This is a genomic window from Streptomyces sp. NPDC043176 (assembly GCF_056436715.1).
The window spans coordinates 17,373-33,461 of record NZ_JBWKCA010000026.1 but is presented as its reverse complement, the minus strand read 5'-3'; the positions used below and the strand labels follow the sequence as shown (position 1 = coordinate 33,461).

General features: G+C 71.5%; 19 protein-coding genes, 1 tRNA gene and 1 riboswitch. Of the genes, 7 read left to right on the top strand and 13 right to left on the bottom strand.

Going from position 1 to position 16,089, the window contains the following annotated elements; all coding sequences use genetic code 11:
- Positions 1 to 33: 33 nt before the first annotated feature.
- Positions 34 to 354: a DUF3618 domain-containing protein gene (locus AC067A_RS31665; RefSeq protein ID WP_479246273.1), complete on the bottom strand. Its 321-nt coding sequence runs from the start codon at positions 352 to 354 to the stop codon at positions 34 to 36.
- Between the two features lie 126 nt (positions 355 to 480).
- Between AC067A_RS31665 and bcp the strand changes: the two genes are divergently transcribed.
- From bcp to AC067A_RS31650, 3 genes are all read left to right on the top strand, one after another.
- Positions 481 to 954: a thioredoxin-dependent thiol peroxidase gene (bcp, locus tag AC067A_RS31660; protein WP_479246272.1), complete on the top strand. Its 474-nt coding sequence runs from the start codon at positions 481 to 483 to the stop codon at positions 952 to 954.
- A 134-nt stretch (positions 955 to 1,088) separates the two neighbouring features.
- The gene (proP, locus tag AC067A_RS31655; protein WP_479246271.1) at positions 1,089 to 2,585 is read left to right on the top strand and encodes a glycine betaine/L-proline transporter ProP; all 1,497 of its coding nucleotides are present in this window, start codon (positions 1,089 to 1,091) and stop codon (positions 2,583 to 2,585) included.
- A 68-nt stretch (positions 2,586 to 2,653) separates the two neighbouring features.
- Positions 2,654 to 2,737: transfer RNA gene (locus tag AC067A_RS31650), tRNA-Leu, on the top strand.
- A 47-nt stretch (positions 2,738 to 2,784) separates the two neighbouring features.
- Here the strand turns inward: AC067A_RS31650 and rdgB are convergent.
- The 4 genes from rdgB to AC067A_RS31630 all read right to left on the bottom strand — a co-directional run bounded on the left by rdgB (position 2,785) and on the right by AC067A_RS31630 (position 4,979).
- Positions 2,785 to 3,393: an RdgB/HAM1 family non-canonical purine NTP pyrophosphatase gene (rdgB, locus tag AC067A_RS31645; RefSeq protein WP_479246269.1), complete on the bottom strand. Its 609-nt coding sequence runs from the start codon at positions 3,391 to 3,393 to the stop codon at positions 2,785 to 2,787.
- Between the two features lie 8 nt (positions 3,394 to 3,401).
- The gene (locus tag AC067A_RS31640; RefSeq protein WP_479246267.1) at positions 3,402 to 3,782 is read right to left on the bottom strand and encodes a hypothetical protein; all 381 of its coding nucleotides are present in this window, start codon (positions 3,780 to 3,782) and stop codon (positions 3,402 to 3,404) included.
- Positions 3,783 to 3,929: 147 nt separating this feature from the next.
- The gene (rph, locus tag AC067A_RS31635) at positions 3,930 to 4,661 is read right to left on the bottom strand and encodes a ribonuclease PH (protein WP_189829816.1); all 732 of its coding nucleotides are present in this window, start codon (positions 4,659 to 4,661) and stop codon (positions 3,930 to 3,932) included.
- A gap of 84 nt (positions 4,662 to 4,745) precedes the next feature.
- Complete coding sequence (locus AC067A_RS31630) at positions 4,746 to 4,979, bottom strand: PTS sugar transporter subunit IIB (protein WP_389314334.1); 234 nt, start codon at positions 4,977 to 4,979, stop codon at positions 4,746 to 4,748.
- A 235-nt stretch (positions 4,980 to 5,214) separates the two neighbouring features.
- Here AC067A_RS31630 and AC067A_RS31625 point away from each other — a divergent pair, with 235 nt between their 5' ends.
- A complete protein-coding gene (locus tag AC067A_RS31625; protein ID WP_479246265.1) occupies positions 5,215 to 6,522 on the top strand; it encodes a PTS transporter subunit EIIC in 1,308 nt (435 codons plus the stop codon).
- 285 nt (positions 6,523 to 6,807) lie between these two features.
- Positions 6,808 to 8,073 (top strand): PTS transporter subunit EIIC, encoded by a 1,266-nt coding sequence (locus AC067A_RS31620; protein ID WP_479246264.1) that lies wholly within the window; start codon positions 6,808 to 6,810, stop codon positions 8,071 to 8,073.
- A 127-nt stretch (positions 8,074 to 8,200) separates the two neighbouring features.
- On the opposite strand, the gene AC067A_RS31615 is transcribed toward AC067A_RS31620, so the two are convergent.
- On the bottom strand, positions 8,201 to 8,953 hold the full coding sequence (locus AC067A_RS31615) for an MBL fold metallo-hydrolase (protein ID WP_479246262.1): 753 nt from the start codon (positions 8,951 to 8,953) through the stop codon (positions 8,201 to 8,203).
- A 201-nt stretch (positions 8,954 to 9,154) separates the two neighbouring features.
- On the opposite strand from AC067A_RS31615, the gene AC067A_RS31610 reads away from it, so the two are divergent.
- Positions 9,155 to 9,664, top strand: coding sequence for a type II toxin-antitoxin system PemK/MazF family toxin (locus tag AC067A_RS31610; RefSeq protein WP_479246261.1), 510 nt, complete (start codon positions 9,155 to 9,157; stop codon positions 9,662 to 9,664).
- Between the two features lie 188 nt (positions 9,665 to 9,852).
- Here AC067A_RS31610 and AC067A_RS31605 read toward each other — a convergent pair whose 3' ends face one another.
- The 7 genes from AC067A_RS31605 to AC067A_RS31575 form a co-directional block, all read right to left on the bottom strand.
- Positions 9,853 to 10,803: a PLP-dependent cysteine synthase family protein gene (locus AC067A_RS31605; protein ID WP_479246260.1), complete on the bottom strand. Its 951-nt coding sequence runs from the start codon at positions 10,801 to 10,803 to the stop codon at positions 9,853 to 9,855.
- Positions 10,804 to 10,808: 5 nt separating this feature from the next.
- On the bottom strand, positions 10,809 to 11,087 hold the full coding sequence (locus AC067A_RS31600) for a MoaD/ThiS family protein (RefSeq protein ID WP_479246258.1): 279 nt from the start codon (positions 11,085 to 11,087) through the stop codon (positions 10,809 to 10,811).
- Positions 11,088 to 11,191: 104 nt separating this feature from the next.
- Entirely contained in the window at positions 11,192 to 11,308 is a 117-nt protein-coding gene (locus AC067A_RS31595; protein WP_479246255.1) for a putative leader peptide, read from the bottom strand.
- Between the two features lie 44 nt (positions 11,309 to 11,352).
- Complete coding sequence (locus AC067A_RS31590) at positions 11,353 to 12,138, bottom strand: ABC transporter ATP-binding protein (RefSeq protein ID WP_479246254.1); 786 nt, start codon at positions 12,136 to 12,138, stop codon at positions 11,353 to 11,355.
- The gene (locus tag AC067A_RS31585; RefSeq protein WP_479246252.1) at positions 12,135 to 13,214 is read right to left on the bottom strand and encodes a FecCD family ABC transporter permease; all 1,080 of its coding nucleotides are present in this window, start codon (positions 13,212 to 13,214) and stop codon (positions 12,135 to 12,137) included. Before AC067A_RS31585 ends, AC067A_RS31590 begins: the two co-directional genes overlap by 4 nt.
- Positions 13,211 to 14,194 carry an ABC transporter substrate-binding protein gene (locus tag AC067A_RS31580; protein WP_479246250.1) on the bottom strand — a complete coding sequence of 328 codons (984 nt, stop codon included), beginning with the start codon at positions 14,192 to 14,194 and terminating at the stop codon, positions 13,211 to 13,213. Before AC067A_RS31580 ends, AC067A_RS31585 begins: the two co-directional genes overlap by 4 nt.
- Positions 14,195 to 14,235: 41 nt before the next feature.
- A riboswitch (cobalamin riboswitch) is annotated at positions 14,236 to 14,351 on the bottom strand.
- Positions 14,352 to 14,417: 66 nt separating this feature from the next.
- On the bottom strand, positions 14,418 to 15,056 hold the full coding sequence (locus tag AC067A_RS31575) for an HD domain-containing protein (RefSeq protein WP_479246248.1): 639 nt from the start codon (positions 15,054 to 15,056) through the stop codon (positions 14,418 to 14,420).
- Positions 15,057 to 15,129: 73 nt separating this feature from the next.
- Here AC067A_RS31575 and AC067A_RS31570 point away from each other — a divergent pair, with 73 nt between their 5' ends.
- Positions 15,130 to 16,083: a GlxA family transcriptional regulator gene (locus AC067A_RS31570; RefSeq protein WP_479246246.1), complete on the top strand. Its 954-nt coding sequence runs from the start codon at positions 15,130 to 15,132 to the stop codon at positions 16,081 to 16,083.
- The last annotated feature ends 6 nt before the right edge of the window (positions 16,084 to 16,089 follow it).

Here is a 16,089-nt window from a genome sequence, read left to right as displayed (position 1 = left end):
CTGCCCGGGCGTGTCGCCCGTAGCCGGGAGGAGTCATCCCCGGCGCTTCCGCGAGGACGCCACGAGCAGCCCGACGACCGCGACGCTCGCGACCGCCACCGGAACGACGCGCTCCAGGCGGGGGGTGCCGTCCTCGTGGGTGAAACGTGCCTTCACGTCCGACACGACACGGTTGACCGCGACGAAGGCACGACCGACGGTCTGGTCGACCGTCGAGGCGACCTTGGCCTTCGCGTCCCCGATGATCGTCTGCGGGTGCACCCGAATGCCGATCTCGTCGAGAGTGACGGCGAGCTGCTCGCGCCGGCGGACGATGTCCGCCTCGATCTGCGCAGGGGTCCTGACGTCCGACACCGCGCTGCCTCCGTAGTCGTGATCCGGTCGTTTGCGGTCAGTCTGTCAGTTCCGGCGCCGCGGGGGCGCGCCAGTCCCCCATTAGGCTCTGAACGCGTACCGCGAACATTCCGAGGAGAGCAAGCCATGAGCGAGCGACTGCAGCCCGGCGACACCGCCCCCGCCTTCACCCTTCCCGACGCGGACGGCAACGAGGTCTCCCTCGCGGACCACAAGGGCCGGAAGGTCATCGTGTACTTCTACCCCGCCGCCCTCACCCCCGGCTGCACCAAGCAGGCCTGCGACTTCACCGACAACCTCGACGTCCTCGCCGCCGCCGGCTACGACGTCATCGGCGTCTCACCCGACAAGCCGGAGAAGCTCGCCAAGTTCCGCGAGAAGGAGAACCTCAGGGTCACGCTCGTCGGCGACCCGGAGAAGAAGGTGCTCGAGGCCTACGGCGCCTTCGGCGAGAAGAAGCTCTACGGCAAGGTGGTGACCGGCGTCATCCGCTCCACCGTCGTCGTCGACGAGGACGGCAGGATCGAGCACGCCTTCTACAACGTCAAGGCCACCGGCCACGTCGCCAAGATCATCAGGGACCTCGCCATCGAAGGCTGAGCCCCGCCACCGAGGGCTGAGCCCCGGCCGGGGAGGGTGACGCACGTCCCATCCCCGGCCCTCCCCGTTTGCCGATGGCATGATCGTGCAGACGTCCCTCCTGGAGTCTCCTTCCCCAGAGAGGACGTACGGTCATGCCGGCCACAGACCGCGATCCCGCGACGGATCCCGAAGCCCTGAGGCGCCATCCGCACCTGTTCAGGGCAGCCGTCCGGCGCAGGAAGCCCCGGCTGCGGCGGACGGACGTCACGGTGACGGACGAGGCGGCGGTCAGGAGGGCCGTGCGGGCGGCCTCGCTGGGCAATGCCATGGAGTGGTTCGACTTCGGCGTCTACGCCTACCTCGCCGTCACCCTCGGCCACGTCTTCTTCCCGTCCGGGAACGACACGGTCCAGCTGCTGTCGTCGTTCGCGACGTTCGCCGTCGCCTTCCTGGTCCGCCCGATCGGCGGCATGGTGTTCGGCCCGATGGGTGACCGGCTGGGCCGCAAGAGGGTCCTCGCGCTGACGATGATCCTCATGGCCGTCGGCACCTTCGCGATCGGCCTGATCCCGTCGTACGCCTCGATCGGCTTCTGGGCCCCGGCGCTCCTGGTCCTCTTCCGGATGCTCCAGGGCTTCTCGACCGGCGGCGAGTACGGCGGCGCCTCGACGTTCATCGCGGAGTACGCCCCCGACCGGCGCCGGGGCTACTTCGGCAGCTTCCTGGAGTTCGGCACGCTGGCCGGGTACGTCGGTGCGGCGGGCCTGGTGACGGCGCTCGGCGCGTGGCTGGGCCCCGACACCATGGAGGCGTGGGGCTGGCGGGTGCCGTTCCTGGTCGCGGGACCGCTGGGGCTGGCCGGCCTCTACCTGCGGCTGCGGCTGGACGAGACGCCCGCCTTCCGCAGGCTGGAGAGCGAGGTGGCGCGGGCCTCGGAGGCGGCGGACGCGGTGGAGACCTCCACCAAGGACGACCTGACGAAGATCCTCCGCCGGCAGTGGCCGACGCTGATCCTCTGCGTCGCCCTCGTCGGCGCGTACAACATCACCGACTACATGCTGCTGTCGTACATGCCGACGTACCTCTCCGACGAGCTCGGCTACAGCGAGACGCACGGGCTGCTGGTCCTGCTGCTCGTGATGGTGCTCCTGATGCTGCTCATCACCCGGGTGGGCCGGCTCAGCGACCGGTTCGGCCGCAAGCCGGTCCTGATGGCGGGCATGCTGGGCTTCCTCCTGCTGTCGCTGCCCGCCTTCCTGCTGATCCGTCAGGGCGGGGTGCCGGCGATCACGGCGGGCATGCTGATGCTCGGCCTGTCGCTGGTCTGCATGCTCGGCACCATGTCGGCGGCGCTCCCGGCGCTCTTCCCGACGGACGTGCGGTACGGCTCGCTGTCCGTGGGCTACAACGTGTCGGCGTCCCTGTTCGGCGGTACGACCCCGCTCGTCGTGACGGCGCTGATCGGCGCCACCGGCAGCGCCCTGATGCCGGCGTACTACGCGATGGGCGCGGCGCTCGTCGGGGTGGTCGCGGTGGCGTGCATGAAGGAGACGGCGCGGCAGCCGCTGGAGGGTTCGCCGCCGGCGGTGGAGACCCCTGAGGAGGCAACCGAGTTGGTGATGGCCCAGGCGCCCGGACCGCGGTTCTGAGTCCCGTGCGGGAGGAAAGGACGTGGCCCGCCGCCGGGCGTGGTGTGCCCGCTACGATGGCCGTGCACGCGGCCGTGTCGTAACTGGCAGCCGAGCTGGGTTTAGGTCCCAGTGGGCGAAAGCCCGTGTGGGTTCGAGTCCCACCGGCCGCACGGCGAGGAGAAGGGCCGCCCCCGAGGGGGCGGCCCTTCCGTCGTGCTCAGCCCAGCAGTTCCTTCACCACCGGCACCAGGGCGCGGAAGGCCTGGCCCCGGTGGCTGATGGCGTTCTTCTGGGCGGGGGTCAGTTCGGCGCAGGTGACGTCGTGGCCCTGGGGCTGGAGGATGGGGTCGTAGCCGAAGCCGTTGGTGCCGACGGGGGTGTGGCGGAGGGCGCCGGGCATGCGGCCTTCGACGACGCGCTCGGTGCCGTCGGGCAGGGCGAGGGCGGCGGCACAGGCGAAGTGGGCGCCGCGGTGTTCGTCCGCGATGTCGGAGAGCTGGGCGAGGAGCAGGTCGAGGTTGGCCCGGTCGTCGCCGTGGGTGCCGGCCCAGCGGGCGGAGAAGATGCCGGGGGCGCCGCCCAGGACGTCGACGCAGAGGCCGGAGTCGTCGGCGACGGCGGGGTGGCCGGTGGCCCGGGCGAGGGCGTGGGCCTTCAGGAGGGCGTTCTCGGCGAAGGTGACTCCGGTCTCCTTGACGTCGGGGACGTCGGGGTACGCGTCCGCGCCGACGAGGTCGAGGTCGAGGCCTGCGTCGGCGAGGATCGCGTGGAGTTCCGTGATCTTGCCCGCGTTGCGGGTGGCGAGGATCAGTCGCTGTCGGGTCATGCCCCCGATTATCCCGGGGTGCAGACCTTGGCCACCTCGCCGGCGGCGTCCGTGATCGGGGTGATGTCCGGGGTGGTGTCGCCGTTCTTGACGGCCGTGCGGACGGTGTCCACGCCCTTGGTGAGGTCGTCGACGGCCTTCGAGAGGTCGGCGTTGTCGGTGGTGTTCTTGAGGTTGCCGAGCTCGGTGGATATCGAGTTGAGGGACTCCTCGATCTGCGTGACGTCGTTGGAGGCGTTGGAGACGGCCTGCTGGAGGTTCTGGACGGAGGTGGCTATCGCGTCGGCGGTCTTGACGCAGTCCATGGCGGTGTCGAGGGCTCCGCAGCCGCTCAGGACGGTGGTGAGGGTGGCGGCCGTGGCCACGGCGAGTGCGATTCGGCGCTTCAAGTCGGGTCCTCCCCGGAGACGTACAAGCGGACGTGACGAGCGGATGTACGAGTGGACGTGCAAGCGGACGTGCCGGCCGGCGTACAGGCGGACGGGCGGGCGCCCGGATCGTACCCGGGTGCCCGCCCGTCAGGACGCGGTGAGGTGTCAGAGGGTTCCTTCGAGCGCCTTGCGCTGGATCTCGGCCAGTTCGGCGCAGCCGCCGGAGGCGAGGTCGAGGAGGGCGTTGAGCTCCTTGCGGTCGAAGGGCTCGGCCTCGGCGGTGCCCTGGACCTCGACGAAGCGGCCGTCGCCGGTGCAGACGACGTTCATGTCGGTGTCGGCGCGGACGTCCTCCTCGTAGCAGAGGTCGAGGAGGGGGACGCCGTCGACGATGCCGACGGAGACGGCGGCGACGGTGCCGGTGAGGGGCTTGCGGCCGGCCTTGACGAGCTTCTTGCCCTGGGCCCAGGCGACGGCGTCGGCGAGGGCGACGTAGGCGCCGGTGATGGCGGCGGTGCGGGTGCCGCCGTCGGCCTGGAGGACGTCGCAGTCGAGGACGATGGTGTTCTCGCCGAGGGCCTTGTAGTCGATGACGGCGCGCAGGGAGCGGCCGATGAGGCGGGAGATCTCGTGGGTGCGGCCGCCGATCTTGCCGCGGACGGACTCGCGGTCGCCGCGGGTGTTGGTGGCCCGGGGAAGCATGGAGTACTCGCCGGTGACCCAGCCTTCGCCGCTGCCCTTGCGCCAGCGGGGTACGCCTTCGGTGACGGAGGCGGTGCAGAACACCTTGGTGTCGCCGAAGGAGATGAGGACGGAGCCCTCGGCGTGCTTGCTCCATCCGCGGTCGATGGTGACGGGGCGGAGCTGTTCGGGGGTACGGCCGTCGATGCGAGACATGGGACGAGCGTAGCGGGACATGACGGAGGGCCCGTTCCCCTGCCGGAACGGGCCCTCGTCAGGAAGTGAGCGGACGGCTCACGCTCACATGAGGTCTTCGATCTCCGCGGCGATCGGGTCGGCGTCGGTGCCGATGACGACCTGGATGGCGGTGCCCATCTTGACGACGCCGTGGGCGCCGGCGGCCTTGAGGGCGGCCTCGTCGACGAGGGAGGCGTCCACGACCTCGGTGCGCAGGCGGGTGATGCAGCCCTCGACCTCTTCGATGTTGTCGATGCCGCCGAGCCCGGCGATGATCTTCTCAGCCTTGCTGGCCATGTATGTCTCCCTGTCCGTTCCGTTCGCGAGCACGCGAATCTCGGCGCACCTGCGGTCCGCTTTGTCACGGTAACCCACGGTTGGCCCAACTTCGCGAGCGCGTGCCGCCGTTCTGTCGAATGATGACGATCACCGGCGGCCTGTCCTCAGCGGGCTCCCGGAGCCTACCGCAACTGGTCTACACCAGTGTGCAACGAGACGCGGACCCGGCTTGTTCCGGGCAGGGAGGACGCCGATGAGTACCGACAGCGCCGCGGCCGCACCCAGACCGAAGAAGTCCGTGTCCTGGGGCGGGCTCTTCCAGGGGCTCCAGAAGATGGGCCGCAGCCTCCAGCTGCCCATCGCCGTCCTTCCGGCCGCCGGCATCATCAACCGGCTCGGCCAGCCGGACGTGTTCGGCGCCGACGGCCTCGGCTGGGACAACGTCGCGAAGGTGATGGCGGGGGCCGGCGGCGCGCTGCTCGACGGCAATCTCGGCCTTCCGCTGCTGTTCTGCATCGGTGTCGCGATCGGCATGGCGAAGAAGGCGGACGGCTCGACCGCCCTCGCGGCCGTGGTCGGCTTCCTCGTCTACTACAACGTGCTGCGCCAGTTCCCCGAGACCTGCCCCCGGGGCACGGTGGACGTCAACGGCGGCTGCCTCTCGCCCGAGCAGGCCTTCAGCGGGTACACGTACCAGAACCCGGGAGTCTTCGGCGGCATCGTCATCGGCCTGTTGGCCGCCTGGTTCTGGCAGCGGTACCACCGGAAGAAGCTCGTCGACTGGCTGGGCTTCTTCAACGGCCGCCGGCTCGTGCCGATCATCATGACGTTCGTGGCGATCGCCTTCGCCTCGCTGTGCCTGTGGGTCTGGCCGCCGATCGGCGACGGCCTGGAGAACTTCAGCGACTGGCTGGTGGGGCTCGGCGCCTGGGGGTCGGGCATCTTCGGCGTCGCGAACCGGGCGCTGCTCGTCATCGGCCTGCACCAGTTCCTCAACGTGCCCATCTGGTTCCAGTTCGGCACGTACACCAAGCCGGACGGCACGGTGGTCCACGGCGACATCCCCATGTTCCTCGCGGGCGATCCGAACGCCGGCCAGTTCCTGACGGGCTTCTTCCCGATCATGATGTTCGCGCTGCCGGCGGCGGCGCTCGCGATCACCCACACCGCGAAGCCGCACCGTCGCAAGGCGGTCGGCGGCCTGATGCTGTCGGTCGCGCTGACGTCGTTCGTCACCGGCATCACCGAGCCGATCGAGTACTCGTTCCTCTTCATCGCGCCCGTGCTGTACGTGATCCACGCCCTGCTGACCGGCGTCTCGATGGCCGTGACCTGGGCGCTGGGCGTGAAGGACGGCTTCAGCTTCTCGGCCGGCCTGATCGACTACGTGATCAACTGGAACCTCGCGACGAAGCCGTGGCTGATCATTCCGATCGGTCTGGCGTTCGCGGCCGTCTACTACGCGATCTTCAGGTTCGCCATCGTGAAGTTCGACCTCCCGACGCCCGGCCGCGAGCCGGACGAGATCGAGGAGGAGATCGAGCGGGACAACGTCAAGTAGTCCCCCGATCACCCCGCGAATCCTGACCGTTTCAGGGCTTTCGCCCCCTGCGTAAGCCCCGCCGAAGGCCCTCGGACCTCACCGTCCGGGGGCCTTTTGTCGTGCATTTCAGGCTATGGCCGAGCCCACAAAATTCGCAGGTTCCTTATCTAAGTCTCACGTGCTAAAACTGGTCTACACCACTCATTGGTGTAGACCACGCGGTCCAGACCACCGCGTTCCACGAGACGTCGCCTCCCCCCGTGTTCATCCCCCGGCGACGCCTTGCCTTACTGGAGGAAGTTGATGAGTACGGCCACCGCCCAGGCCGCCGCTCCCGCGAAGAAGCGCGGATCCGGCCTGTTCCAGGGCCTGCAGAAGGTCGGTCGCAGCCTGCAGCTGCCGATCGCCGTACTGCCGGCCGCGGGTATCTTGCTCCGTCTCGGCCAGCCTGACGTCTTCGGCAAGGACGGTCTCGGCTGGGACAAGGTCGCGTCCGTCTTCGCCACCGCCGGCGGCGCGGTCTTCGACAACCTGCCCCTGCTCTTCTGCATCGGTGTCGCCATCGGCTTCGCCAAGAAGGCGGACGGCTCCACCGCCCTGGCCGCGCTCGTCGGCTTCCTGGTCTACAGCAACGTGCTGAAGGCCTTCCCCGTCGCCGACGCCGTCATCAACACGACCGCCAACAAGGGCGTCGACGTCGCCGCGAAGTTCAACAACCCGGGTGTCCTCGGCGGCATCCTGATGGGTCTCATCGCGGCCGTCCTGTGGCAGAGGTTCCACCGGACCAAGCTCGTCGACTGGCTCGGCTTCTTCAACGGCCGCCGTCTCGTCCCGATCATCATGGCCTTCGTCGGCACCCTCGTCGGTGTCGTGTTCGGTCTGGTCTGGGAGCCCATCGGTGAGGGCATCTCCAACTTCGGCGAGTGGATGACCGGCCTCGGTGCCGGTGGCGCCGGCCTCTTCGGCCTCATCAACCGCGCGCTGATCCCGGTCGGCATGCACCAGTTCGTGAACACGGTCTCGTGGTTCCAGATCGGCGACTTCACCAACGCGGCCGGCGAGGTCGTCCACGGTGACCTGAACCGCTTCTTCGCCGGTGACCCGAGCGCCGGAATCTTCATGTCGGGCTTCTTCCCGATCATGATGTTCGGCCTCCCGGCCGCCGCGATCGCCATCGCCCACGCCGCTCGCCCCGAGCGCCGCAAGGCCGTCATGGGCATGATGGTGTCCCTCGCGCTGACCTCCTTCGTCACGGGCATCACCGAGCCGATCGAGTTCACCTTCATGTTCATCGCGCCGGTCCTGTACGCGATCCACGCGGTCCTGACCGCCGTCTCGATGGCCGTCACCTGGGCCTTCGGCGTCCACGCGGGCTTCACATTCTCCGCCGGCGGCATCGACTACCTGCTCAACTGGAACCTCGCGACCAAGCCGTGGCTGATCATCCCGATCGGTCTCGTCTTCGCGGCGATCTACTACGTGGTCTTCCGCTTCGCGATCACCAAGTTCAACCTCCCCACCCCGGGCCGCGAGCCCGACGAGGAGATCGAGGACCTCACCAAGGCGTGATCCTCGCCCGTACGCGGGAAGGCCCCGGAACCCGGACGGTTCCGGGGCCTTCCCCGTGTCCGCGGCGGCGAGCGGACCGCGGGAACGTCAGCGGCGGCGCTCGCACCTCGTGCGTCCGCGGCGGCGATCAGACCTCGTACACCGCGCCCGGCCGGGCCAGCTCCGACGGGCCCGTGTAGACCTCGCGGGCGTCCGCCAGGTTCCGCTCGCCGTCGGTCCACGGGGGGATGTGGGTGAGGACCAGGCGGCCGACGCCGGCGCGGGTCGCCTCGACGCCCGCCTCGCGGCCGTTGAGGTGGAGGGCGGGGATGTCCTCCTTGCCGTGGGTGAAGGACGCCTCGCAGAGGAAGAGGTCGGTGCCGTCGGCGAGGTCGTGGAGTGACTCGCAGACGCCGGTGTCACCGGAGTACGTGAGCGAGCGGCCGCCGTGCTCGACCCGGATGCCGTACGCCTCGACCGGGTGGCACACCTTCTCCGTACGGACGGAGAACGGGCCGATCTCGAAGGTGCCCGACTTCAGCGTGCGGAAGTCGAAGACCTCGCTCATCGAGGTCGCGGACGGGGTGTCCGCGTACGCCGTGGTCAGCCGCTGCTCGGCACCCTCCGGCGCGTAGACGGGGATCGCGTCGCAGCGCCCGCCCTCGTGCCGGTAGTAGCGGGCGACGAAGTACCCGCACATGTCGATGCAGTGGTCCGCGTGCAGGTGGCTGAGGAAGATCGCGTCGAGGTCGTACAGACCGATGTGTCGTTGCAGCTCGCCCAGGGCGCCGTTGCCCATGTCGAGGAGCAACCGGAAGCCGTCGGCCTCGACGAGGTAGCTCGAACAGGCCGATTCCGCGGACGGGAACGACCCGGAGCAACCGACGACGGTGAGCTTCATGGAGCGTGAACCTCCGTGGACGGGTACGGAAAGCGCGCTGGGGGAGGGAGGCTGTGCGATCTGTCGAGCGTAAGGCGCACCAGGGCCTGTCGCTCCTTCGCGGTGGCCCGTTGTGGGCGAACTCACGGGCTCTGTCACCGGTTCGGATGGATGGCGGGCCGCCACGGCGAAGTGAACCGCGCGCCGGTACCGTCTTGAGGTATGGACACGTCGTGGTGGCCCGCGCTGGTCGCGGTCGTGGTGCTCGCGCTCGTCGTGGCGCTCGCCGACGGATGGAGGCGGTCGTCGCGCCGCCCGCGGCCGGGGCCGGGACCCTCGGGGCGGGGGCCGTCCGGGCGGAGACCGTCGGGGCGGACCCGGCCGCCGGCCCGGCCCGCACCGCGCGGGCGGCTGCCGGAGCGGCTGCCGCGCGCGGGTGAGATCTGGTGGGCGGACGTGCCGTACGAGGACGGGCCCGGCTCCAAGGACCGCCCGTGTCTGGTCCTCGCGCTGCGGGGCGACAGTGCGCTGGTCGCGAAGATCACCAGCAAGTACCACGACGAGCGGCCTGGTGTGATCGCGCTGCCGCCGGGCTCGGTGGGGGACGCGCAGGGGCGGCCCAGTTTCCTGGAGACGGACGAGCTGCGGGACGTGCCGGTGTGGGAGTTCCGGCGGAGGGTGGGCAGGGCGGACCCGGTCGTGTGGGACCGGGTCCGCCATCTCGCGCGCTAGCGCGGCGCGCGCCCGCGGGTTTCGGGTCCGGCTCGGTGCCGGCCCCGCGGCGCGGGTTTCGGGCCCGGCTCGGTGCCGGCCCCGCGGCGCGGGTTTCGGGCCCGGGAGCCTTGGCCCGGCCCGGGGCGCCGTCCGCTGGGCCCACCCGTTCCGCCCCTGGCGGACGATTGCCCACAGCGGGGGCGGGGCTAGGCCCAGAGTTGGCCTTGGACGGCTTCGATGGCTTCTTCGGTGGTGGCGGCGGTGTAGAGGCCGGTCGAGAGGTACTTCCAGCCGCCGTCGGCGACGACGAAGGCGATGTCGGCGGACTCGCCGGCCTTGAGGGCCTTGTTGCCGACGCCGATGGCCGCGTGCAGGGCGGCGCCGGTGGAGACGCCTGCGAAGATCCCCTCCTGCTGGAGGAGTTCGCGGGTGCGGGTGACGGCGTCGGCGGAGCCGACGGAGAAGCGGGTGGTGAGGACGGAGGCGTCGTACAGCTCGGGGACGAAGCCCTCGTCGAGGTTGCGGAGGCCGTAGACGAGGTCGTCGTAGCGCGGCTCGGCGGCGACGATCTTGACGTCGGGCTTGTGCTCGCGGAGGTAGCGGCCGACGCCCATCAGTGTCCCGGTCGTGCCGAGGCCGGCGACGAAGTGGGTGATGGACGGGAGGTCCGCGAGGATCTCGGGGCCGGTGGTGGCGTAGTGGGCGCCCGCGTTGTCCGGGTTGCCGTACTGGTACAGCATCACCCAGGAGGGGTTCTCCGCGGAGAGCTCCTTGGCCACGCGCACCGCCGTGTTGGATCCGCCCGCCGCGGGGGACGAGATGATCTCCGCGCCCCACATGGCGAGCAGCTGACGCCGCTCCTCGCTGGTGTTCTCGGGCATGACGCAGACGATGCGGTAGCCCTTGAGCTTTGCGGCCATGGCGAGGGAGATGCCGGTGTTGCCGCTGGTCGGCTCCAGGATGGTGCAGCCGGGGGTGAGCCGGCCGTCCTTCTCCGCCTGCTCGATCATGTGGAGCGCGGGGCGGTCCTTGACCGAGCCGGTCGGGTTGCGGTCCTCCAGCTTCGCCCAGATGCGGACGTCGTCCGAGGGCGAGAGCCGGGGGAGGCGGACCAGCGGCGTGTTGCCGACTGCGGCCAGCGAGGAGTCGTAGCGCATGTGGATCAGACCATGCCGCCGGCGACGGCCGGCAGGATCGTGACGCTGTCGCCGTCGGCGAGCTTGGTGTCGATGCCGTCGAGGAAGCGGACGTCCTCGTCGTTCAGGTAGACGTTGACGAAGCGGCGGAGCTTGCCGCCGTCGACGATGCGGGCCTCGATCCCGTTGTGCCGGGACTCCAGGTCGGCGAGGAGCTCGGCGAGGGTGTCACCGCTGCCCTCGACGGCCTTCTCGCCGTCGGTGTAGGTGCGGAGGATGGTCGGGATGCGGACCTCGATGGCCATGGCGTGGGCTCCTGTCGGAAGTGGCGTGGTGGGCGCGCTGCTGGGGCCCCGCGCGGAGGGGTCGTGCCGTGAGGTGCGCTCGGCCGGTCGTACTCGCCGGTCGCTCAGAACGCGGCGCGGGTCGTACACATCGCGCCGGCGAGGCGGCACAGGTCGACGTGCAGGCGCGCAACGAGCAGGGGTGTGCCCGGAGTCTCTTCGCTCACGTCGTGGGAAACCATGGGCTCATCGTATCGATTCCCGGTCCGGGTTCCGGAATGTGATCTCACATGGCGGACGGTTCCTGACCGCCTGGCGGACTGTGCAGGTAGACGACGGTCGGGCTGCCGGTCCTCGGATGGGGGATGACCTCGGCCTCGACCCCGTAGACGGCGTCGAGGAGGGCGGGGGTGAGGACCTCGGCGGGGGCGCCGCCGGTGACGATCCTGCCGCGTTCGAGGACGTAGAGGCGGTCGCAGTACGCCCCGGCCAGGTTGAGGTCGTGGAGGGCGAGCAGGTTGGTGGTGCCCAGGGTGCGGACGAGGGCCAGGACGTCGAGCTGGTGGCGGATGTCCAGGTGGTTGGTGGGTTCGTCGAGGACGAGGAGGGCCGGGTCCTGGACGAGGGCGCGGGCGACGAGGGCGCGTTGGCGTTCGCCGCCGGAGAGGGTGGGGTACGGGCGGTCGGCGAGCCCGGTGAGGCCGACGCGGGCCAGGGCGGCGGCCGCGCGCTCCCGGTCGGCGCCCGTGTCGCCCTCCCAGAACCGTTTGTGCGGGGAGCGGCCGAGGGCGACGAGTTCACGGACGGTGAGTTCGAACTCGGTGGCGCCGTCCTGGGGGACGGTGGCGACGCGGCGGGCGCGGGCCTTGGGGCCGAGGGCGCGGAGGTCGTCGCCGTCGAGCGTGGCGCGGCCGGCGGTCGGGGCGAGGGTGCCGTAGACGCAGCGCAGGAGGGTGGTCTTGCCGCTGCCGTTGGGGCCGATGAGGCCGACGGTCTCGCCGGGGCGGACGGTGAGGTCGACGGAGCGGAGGCGGTCCTCGTACGAGAGTCCGTGCAGGCGGAGCTCGGTCACCGGAGTGCTCCTTCCGGGCGGCGGCGCATCAACCAGAGGAAGAACGGGCCGCCGGTCAGGGCGGTGAGGACGCCGACGGGGATGTCCTGGGGCGCGGCGACGGTCCGGGCGCCGAGGTCGGCGAGGACGAGGGCGAGTGCGCCGCCGAGCGCGGCGACCGGGAGGAGGCGGCGGTGCGGGGCTCCGACGGCGAGGCGGGCGGCGTGCGGGGCCATGAGGCCGATGAACCCGACGGCTCCGCTGGCCGCGACCATGACGGCGGTGACGAGCGAGGCGAGGACGAAGACGGCGGCGCGGAAGCGGGCGGTGTCGAGGCCGAGGACGGTGGCGCCCTCCTCGCCGGTGAGGAGCAGGTCGAGGGGGCGGGCGAGGGTGAGGAGGACGCCGACGCCGGCGGCGAGGACGGCGGCGGGCAGGGCGAGGGTGTCCCAGCGGGCGCTGCCGAGGCCGCCGAGGGACCAGTACATCGCCTCCTGGAACTGTTCGGGCCGGCCGGCGACGACGAGGAGCAGGGTGGCGAGGGCGGAGAGGACGTAGGAGACGGCGACGCCGGCGAGGACGAGCCGGGTGCCGGTCATGGTCCCGCCGCGGCGCGCGAGCCCGTAGACGAGGACGAGCGCGAGGAGGGCGCCGGCGAAGGCGCCGGCGGGCAGGGCGAGGGTGGTGGTCACCCCTCCCCCGACGCCGACGACCAGGACGAGGACGGCTCCGGCGGAGGCTCCGGAGGAGATGCCGAGGAGGAAGGGGTCGGCGAGCCGGTTGCGGACGAGGGCCTGGAGGACGGCGCCGACGACGGCCAGTCCGGCCCCGACGACGACGCCGAGGAGGACGCGGGGCAGGCGTACGTCGAGCACGATCGTCCGGTACGGGGAGGGGCCCGCGCGCCCGGTCAGGGCGTCGAGGACCCGGCCGGGCGGGACGCGGACGGAGCCGAGCGCGAGGGAGGCGAGCGCGGCGGCGGCGAGGGCGAGGGCGAGGCCGGTGACGACGAGGGCGTACCGGGCGGCGCGCGCGGGGCCCCCGGCCGGGGGCGCGGTGCGGGCGCCGGTCCCGGCCGGGCGGAGGGTGGTGCTCACCGGGCGGCGAGGTGGGCGGGGTGGAGCTGGGCGGCCAGGGTGCCGACGGCGGCGGGGACGCGGACGCCGAGGACGGTGTCGGAGAGGGGCATCACGGCGAACCGGTGGTTCCTGATCGCGGGGACGTCCTTGAGCGCCGGGTCGTCGAGGAGGCGCTTCTTCTTCTGTTCGACGGTGGTGGAGCCGTAGTCGTAGATCACGATCACGTCGGGGCGGCGGTCGACGACCTGCTCCCAGGTGGCGTCGCCGAAGGGCTTGTCGAGGTCGGCGAACACGTTCCGGCCGCCGGCGCGGGTGATGAGCTCGTTGCCGATGCCCTTGCCGCCGGCGGTGAAGGCGGTCTTGTCGCCGCTGTCGTACACGAAGACGGAGACGGGCCGGACGGTCTTCAGCCTCTTCCCGGTGGCGGCGACGGTGGCGCCGGCCTGCCGGATCCACGCCTCCGCCCGGTCGGGGACGCCGAACGTCCGGCCGGTCTCGCGGACTTCGCGGTAGAGGTCGTCGACGGAGGGCGAACCGGTCGGGCAGTACTCGGTGTTGAGGCGGGTCGCGATGCCGGAGCGGCCGAGGTCGTCGCGGCTCCGGCCGTCCTTGGCGGAGAAGGCCGAGGAGTAACCGCCGTACACGAAGTCGGGGTCGGCGGCGAGGAGCGCCTCCTTGGACGGGTACTCCTTCGCCAGGACCGGCACGCTGTCGTACGCCTTCCGGTAGGCCGGGAGGATCGCGTCGTCCAGGTAGGCGGTGCCGACGAGCGACTTCTCCAGGCCCAGGGCGAGCATGATCTCGGTGACGTGCTGGTTCATGGTGACCGCGCGCCGGGGCGGTGCCTGGTAGGTGTGCCGCACACCGCAGTTGGTGACGGTGTACGGGAATCCGGCGGCGGGTTCCGCGGGCGGTGCGGCGGCCTCGGGGGCGGCCGAGCAGGCGGCGAGCAGCGGGATCAGGACGGCTGCGGACAGCAGCGGGCGGCGCCAGGACATGCCGGAACAGGCCTCCTCCGGGGATTTCCACGTCCCCGATCGGTGGTGAGAGGCGGCAGGTCAGTTCCTGGCTTCCGCCTCCCGGGGAGGCAGTCACAGTGGCGGGACCGCGCCGGATTCGCACCGGTTTCCTGGGTCCTGCCGCCCGTTGGTACCGGCCAGTCTCTCACTCGGCCGGGAGGCGCCGGACGGTGTCGCCCGCCCGGCCGGGTTCCGGAGGGGTTCACTCGGGCCAGGAGGAGTCGCGGATGGTGGTCACGAAGTCGCCGGGGACGAAGCCGGGCACGTAGTGGCGCAGGACGTCGGCCTTGACGTTGCCGAAGGTGGTGTCCGGCTTGGGGGCGATGCCTTCGGCGAAGGCGGCCAGGATGCGGCTCTTGAAGTCGGGGCGGGGGTGGGCGGCGACGATCGCCGCCCGGTCCTCGGGGGTCACGACGGCCGGGTCGTCGTAGCCGATGCCGAGCACGTCGTACTCGACGCCGGCGGTCACCAGCGCGATCTCGGGCTCCATGAACTCCGGGACGCCGGGGGTGGTGTGCAGCGCGATCGCGGTCCAGACGCGCCGGACGGCGTCCTCGTCGGCGCCCTGCGCCCGGAGGAAGGCGGCGGCCTCCTCGGCGCCGTCGACCTCGAAGCGGCGGCCGCTGCCCCGGTGCTTCTCCCCCAGGCCCAGGTCGTGGAACATCGCGCCGACGTAGAGCAGTTCCGGGTCGAAGTCGAGGCCGCGGGCGCGGCCCTGGAGCGCGCCGAAGAGGTAGACGCGGCGGGAGTGGTCGTAGACGAGGTCGCTCGCCGTGTCGCGGACGAGTTCGGTGGCGGCGGTGGCGAGCCTGCTGTCGGGGACGAGCGTCATCGGATTCATGGGGACCAGCCTCGCCGTCGGGGCCGCGCCCCCGCCATGTCCCTGGGGACAGGCATCCCACAGAATCGGACACATGACGACGCACGAGGTGTGGGTGTTCGCTTTCGACGGGGTCCGGCTGCTCGACGTCTCGGCGCCCCTGGAGGTGTTCTCGACGGCCGGGTCCGGCTACGGGGTGCGGGTGTGCTCCCCGGACGGGCGGGGCGTCCGGACCTCGTGCGGGCTGCGGATCGGCGTGGATCTCGCGGCCGGGGAGGTGCCGCGGGCGGACACGCTGGTCGTGCCGGGCGCGGTGGACGTGGAGCTGTGCGTGGCGGCGGCTCCGGCGGTGGCGGGGCTCGCGGCGCGGTCGGGCCGGGTGGCGTCGGTCTGCACGGGGGCGTTCGCGCTGGGGGCGGCGGGGCTGCTGTCGGGGCGGAGGGCGACGACGCACTGGGAGCACGCGGCGGAGCTGGCCCGCAGGTATCCGGACGTGGGGGTGGAGCCGGACGCCATCCACGTGCGGGACGGGCGGGTGTGGAGCTCGGCGGGGGTGACGGCCGGGATCGATCTGTGCCTGGCGCTCGTGGAGGAGGACCGGGGGCCGGCGGCGGCCCGTGCGGTGGCGCGGGATCTCGTGGTCTTCCTGCAGCGGCCGGGCGGGCAGTCGCAGTTCTCGGCGGCGTCGCGCACTCCCCCGACGGGGCATCCGGTGGTCCGCCCGCTCCTGGACGCGGTGGTGGCGGATCCGGCGGCGGACCACAGCGCTGCGGTGCTGGCGCGCCGCGCGGGTGTCAGTGCCCGGCATCTGGCCCGGCTGTTCCGGGAGCAGGTGGGGGCGACGCCGGCGGGGTACGTGGAGCGGGTGCGGGTGGAGGCGGCACGGGTGCTGCTGGAGGGCGGGGCGAGCGTGACGGGGGCCGCCGCGCGGAGCGGGCTCGGGAGTGACGAGACGTTGCGGAGGGCGTTCGCCCGGCATTTCGGGGTGACGCCCTCCGCGTATCTCGCGAGGTTCCGCACGACGGCGTCGGACGGGTCCTCCGCGTAGGGAGGA

Bases quoted from the DNA above. Each gene is read 5' to 3' on its own strand.
- bcp (WP_479246272.1), top strand. From the start codon at position 481: ATGAGCGAGCGACTGCAGCCCGGCGACACCGCCCCCGCCTTCACCCTT.
- proP (WP_479246271.1), top strand. From the start codon at position 1,089: ATGCCGGCCACAGACCGCGATCCCGCGACGGATCCCGAAGCCCTGAGG.
- rdgB (WP_479246269.1), bottom strand. From the start codon at position 3,393: ATGACCCGACAGCGACTGATCCTCGCCACCCGCAACGCGGGCAAGATC.
- rph (WP_189829816.1), bottom strand. From the start codon at position 4,661: ATGTCTCGCATCGACGGCCGTACCCCCGAACAGCTCCGCCCCGTCACC.
- AC067A_RS31630 (WP_389314334.1), bottom strand. From the start codon at position 4,979: ATGGCCAGCAAGGCTGAGAAGATCATCGCCGGGCTCGGCGGCATCGAC.
- AC067A_RS31625 (WP_479246265.1), top strand. From the start codon at position 5,215: ATGAGTACCGACAGCGCCGCGGCCGCACCCAGACCGAAGAAGTCCGTG.
- AC067A_RS31620 (WP_479246264.1), top strand. From the start codon at position 6,808: ATGAGTACGGCCACCGCCCAGGCCGCCGCTCCCGCGAAGAAGCGCGGA.
- AC067A_RS31615 (WP_479246262.1), bottom strand. From the start codon at position 8,953: ATGAAGCTCACCGTCGTCGGTTGCTCCGGGTCGTTCCCGTCCGCGGAA.
- AC067A_RS31610 (WP_479246261.1), top strand. From the start codon at position 9,155: ATGGACACGTCGTGGTGGCCCGCGCTGGTCGCGGTCGTGGTGCTCGCG.
- AC067A_RS31605 (WP_479246260.1), bottom strand. From the start codon at position 10,803: ATGCGCTACGACTCCTCGCTGGCCGCAGTCGGCAACACGCCGCTGGTC.
- AC067A_RS31600 (WP_479246258.1), bottom strand. From the start codon at position 11,087: ATGGCCATCGAGGTCCGCATCCCGACCATCCTCCGCACCTACACCGAC.
- AC067A_RS31595 (WP_479246255.1), bottom strand. From the start codon at position 11,308: ATGGTTTCCCACGACGTGAGCGAAGAGACTCCGGGCACACCCCTGCTC.
- AC067A_RS31580 (WP_479246250.1), bottom strand. From the start codon at position 14,194: ATGTCCTGGCGCCGCCCGCTGCTGTCCGCAGCCGTCCTGATCCCGCTG.
- AC067A_RS31575 (WP_479246248.1), bottom strand. From the start codon at position 15,056: ATGAATCCGATGACGCTCGTCCCCGACAGCAGGCTCGCCACCGCCGCC.
- AC067A_RS31570 (WP_479246246.1), top strand. From the start codon at position 15,130: ATGACGACGCACGAGGTGTGGGTGTTCGCTTTCGACGGGGTCCGGCTG.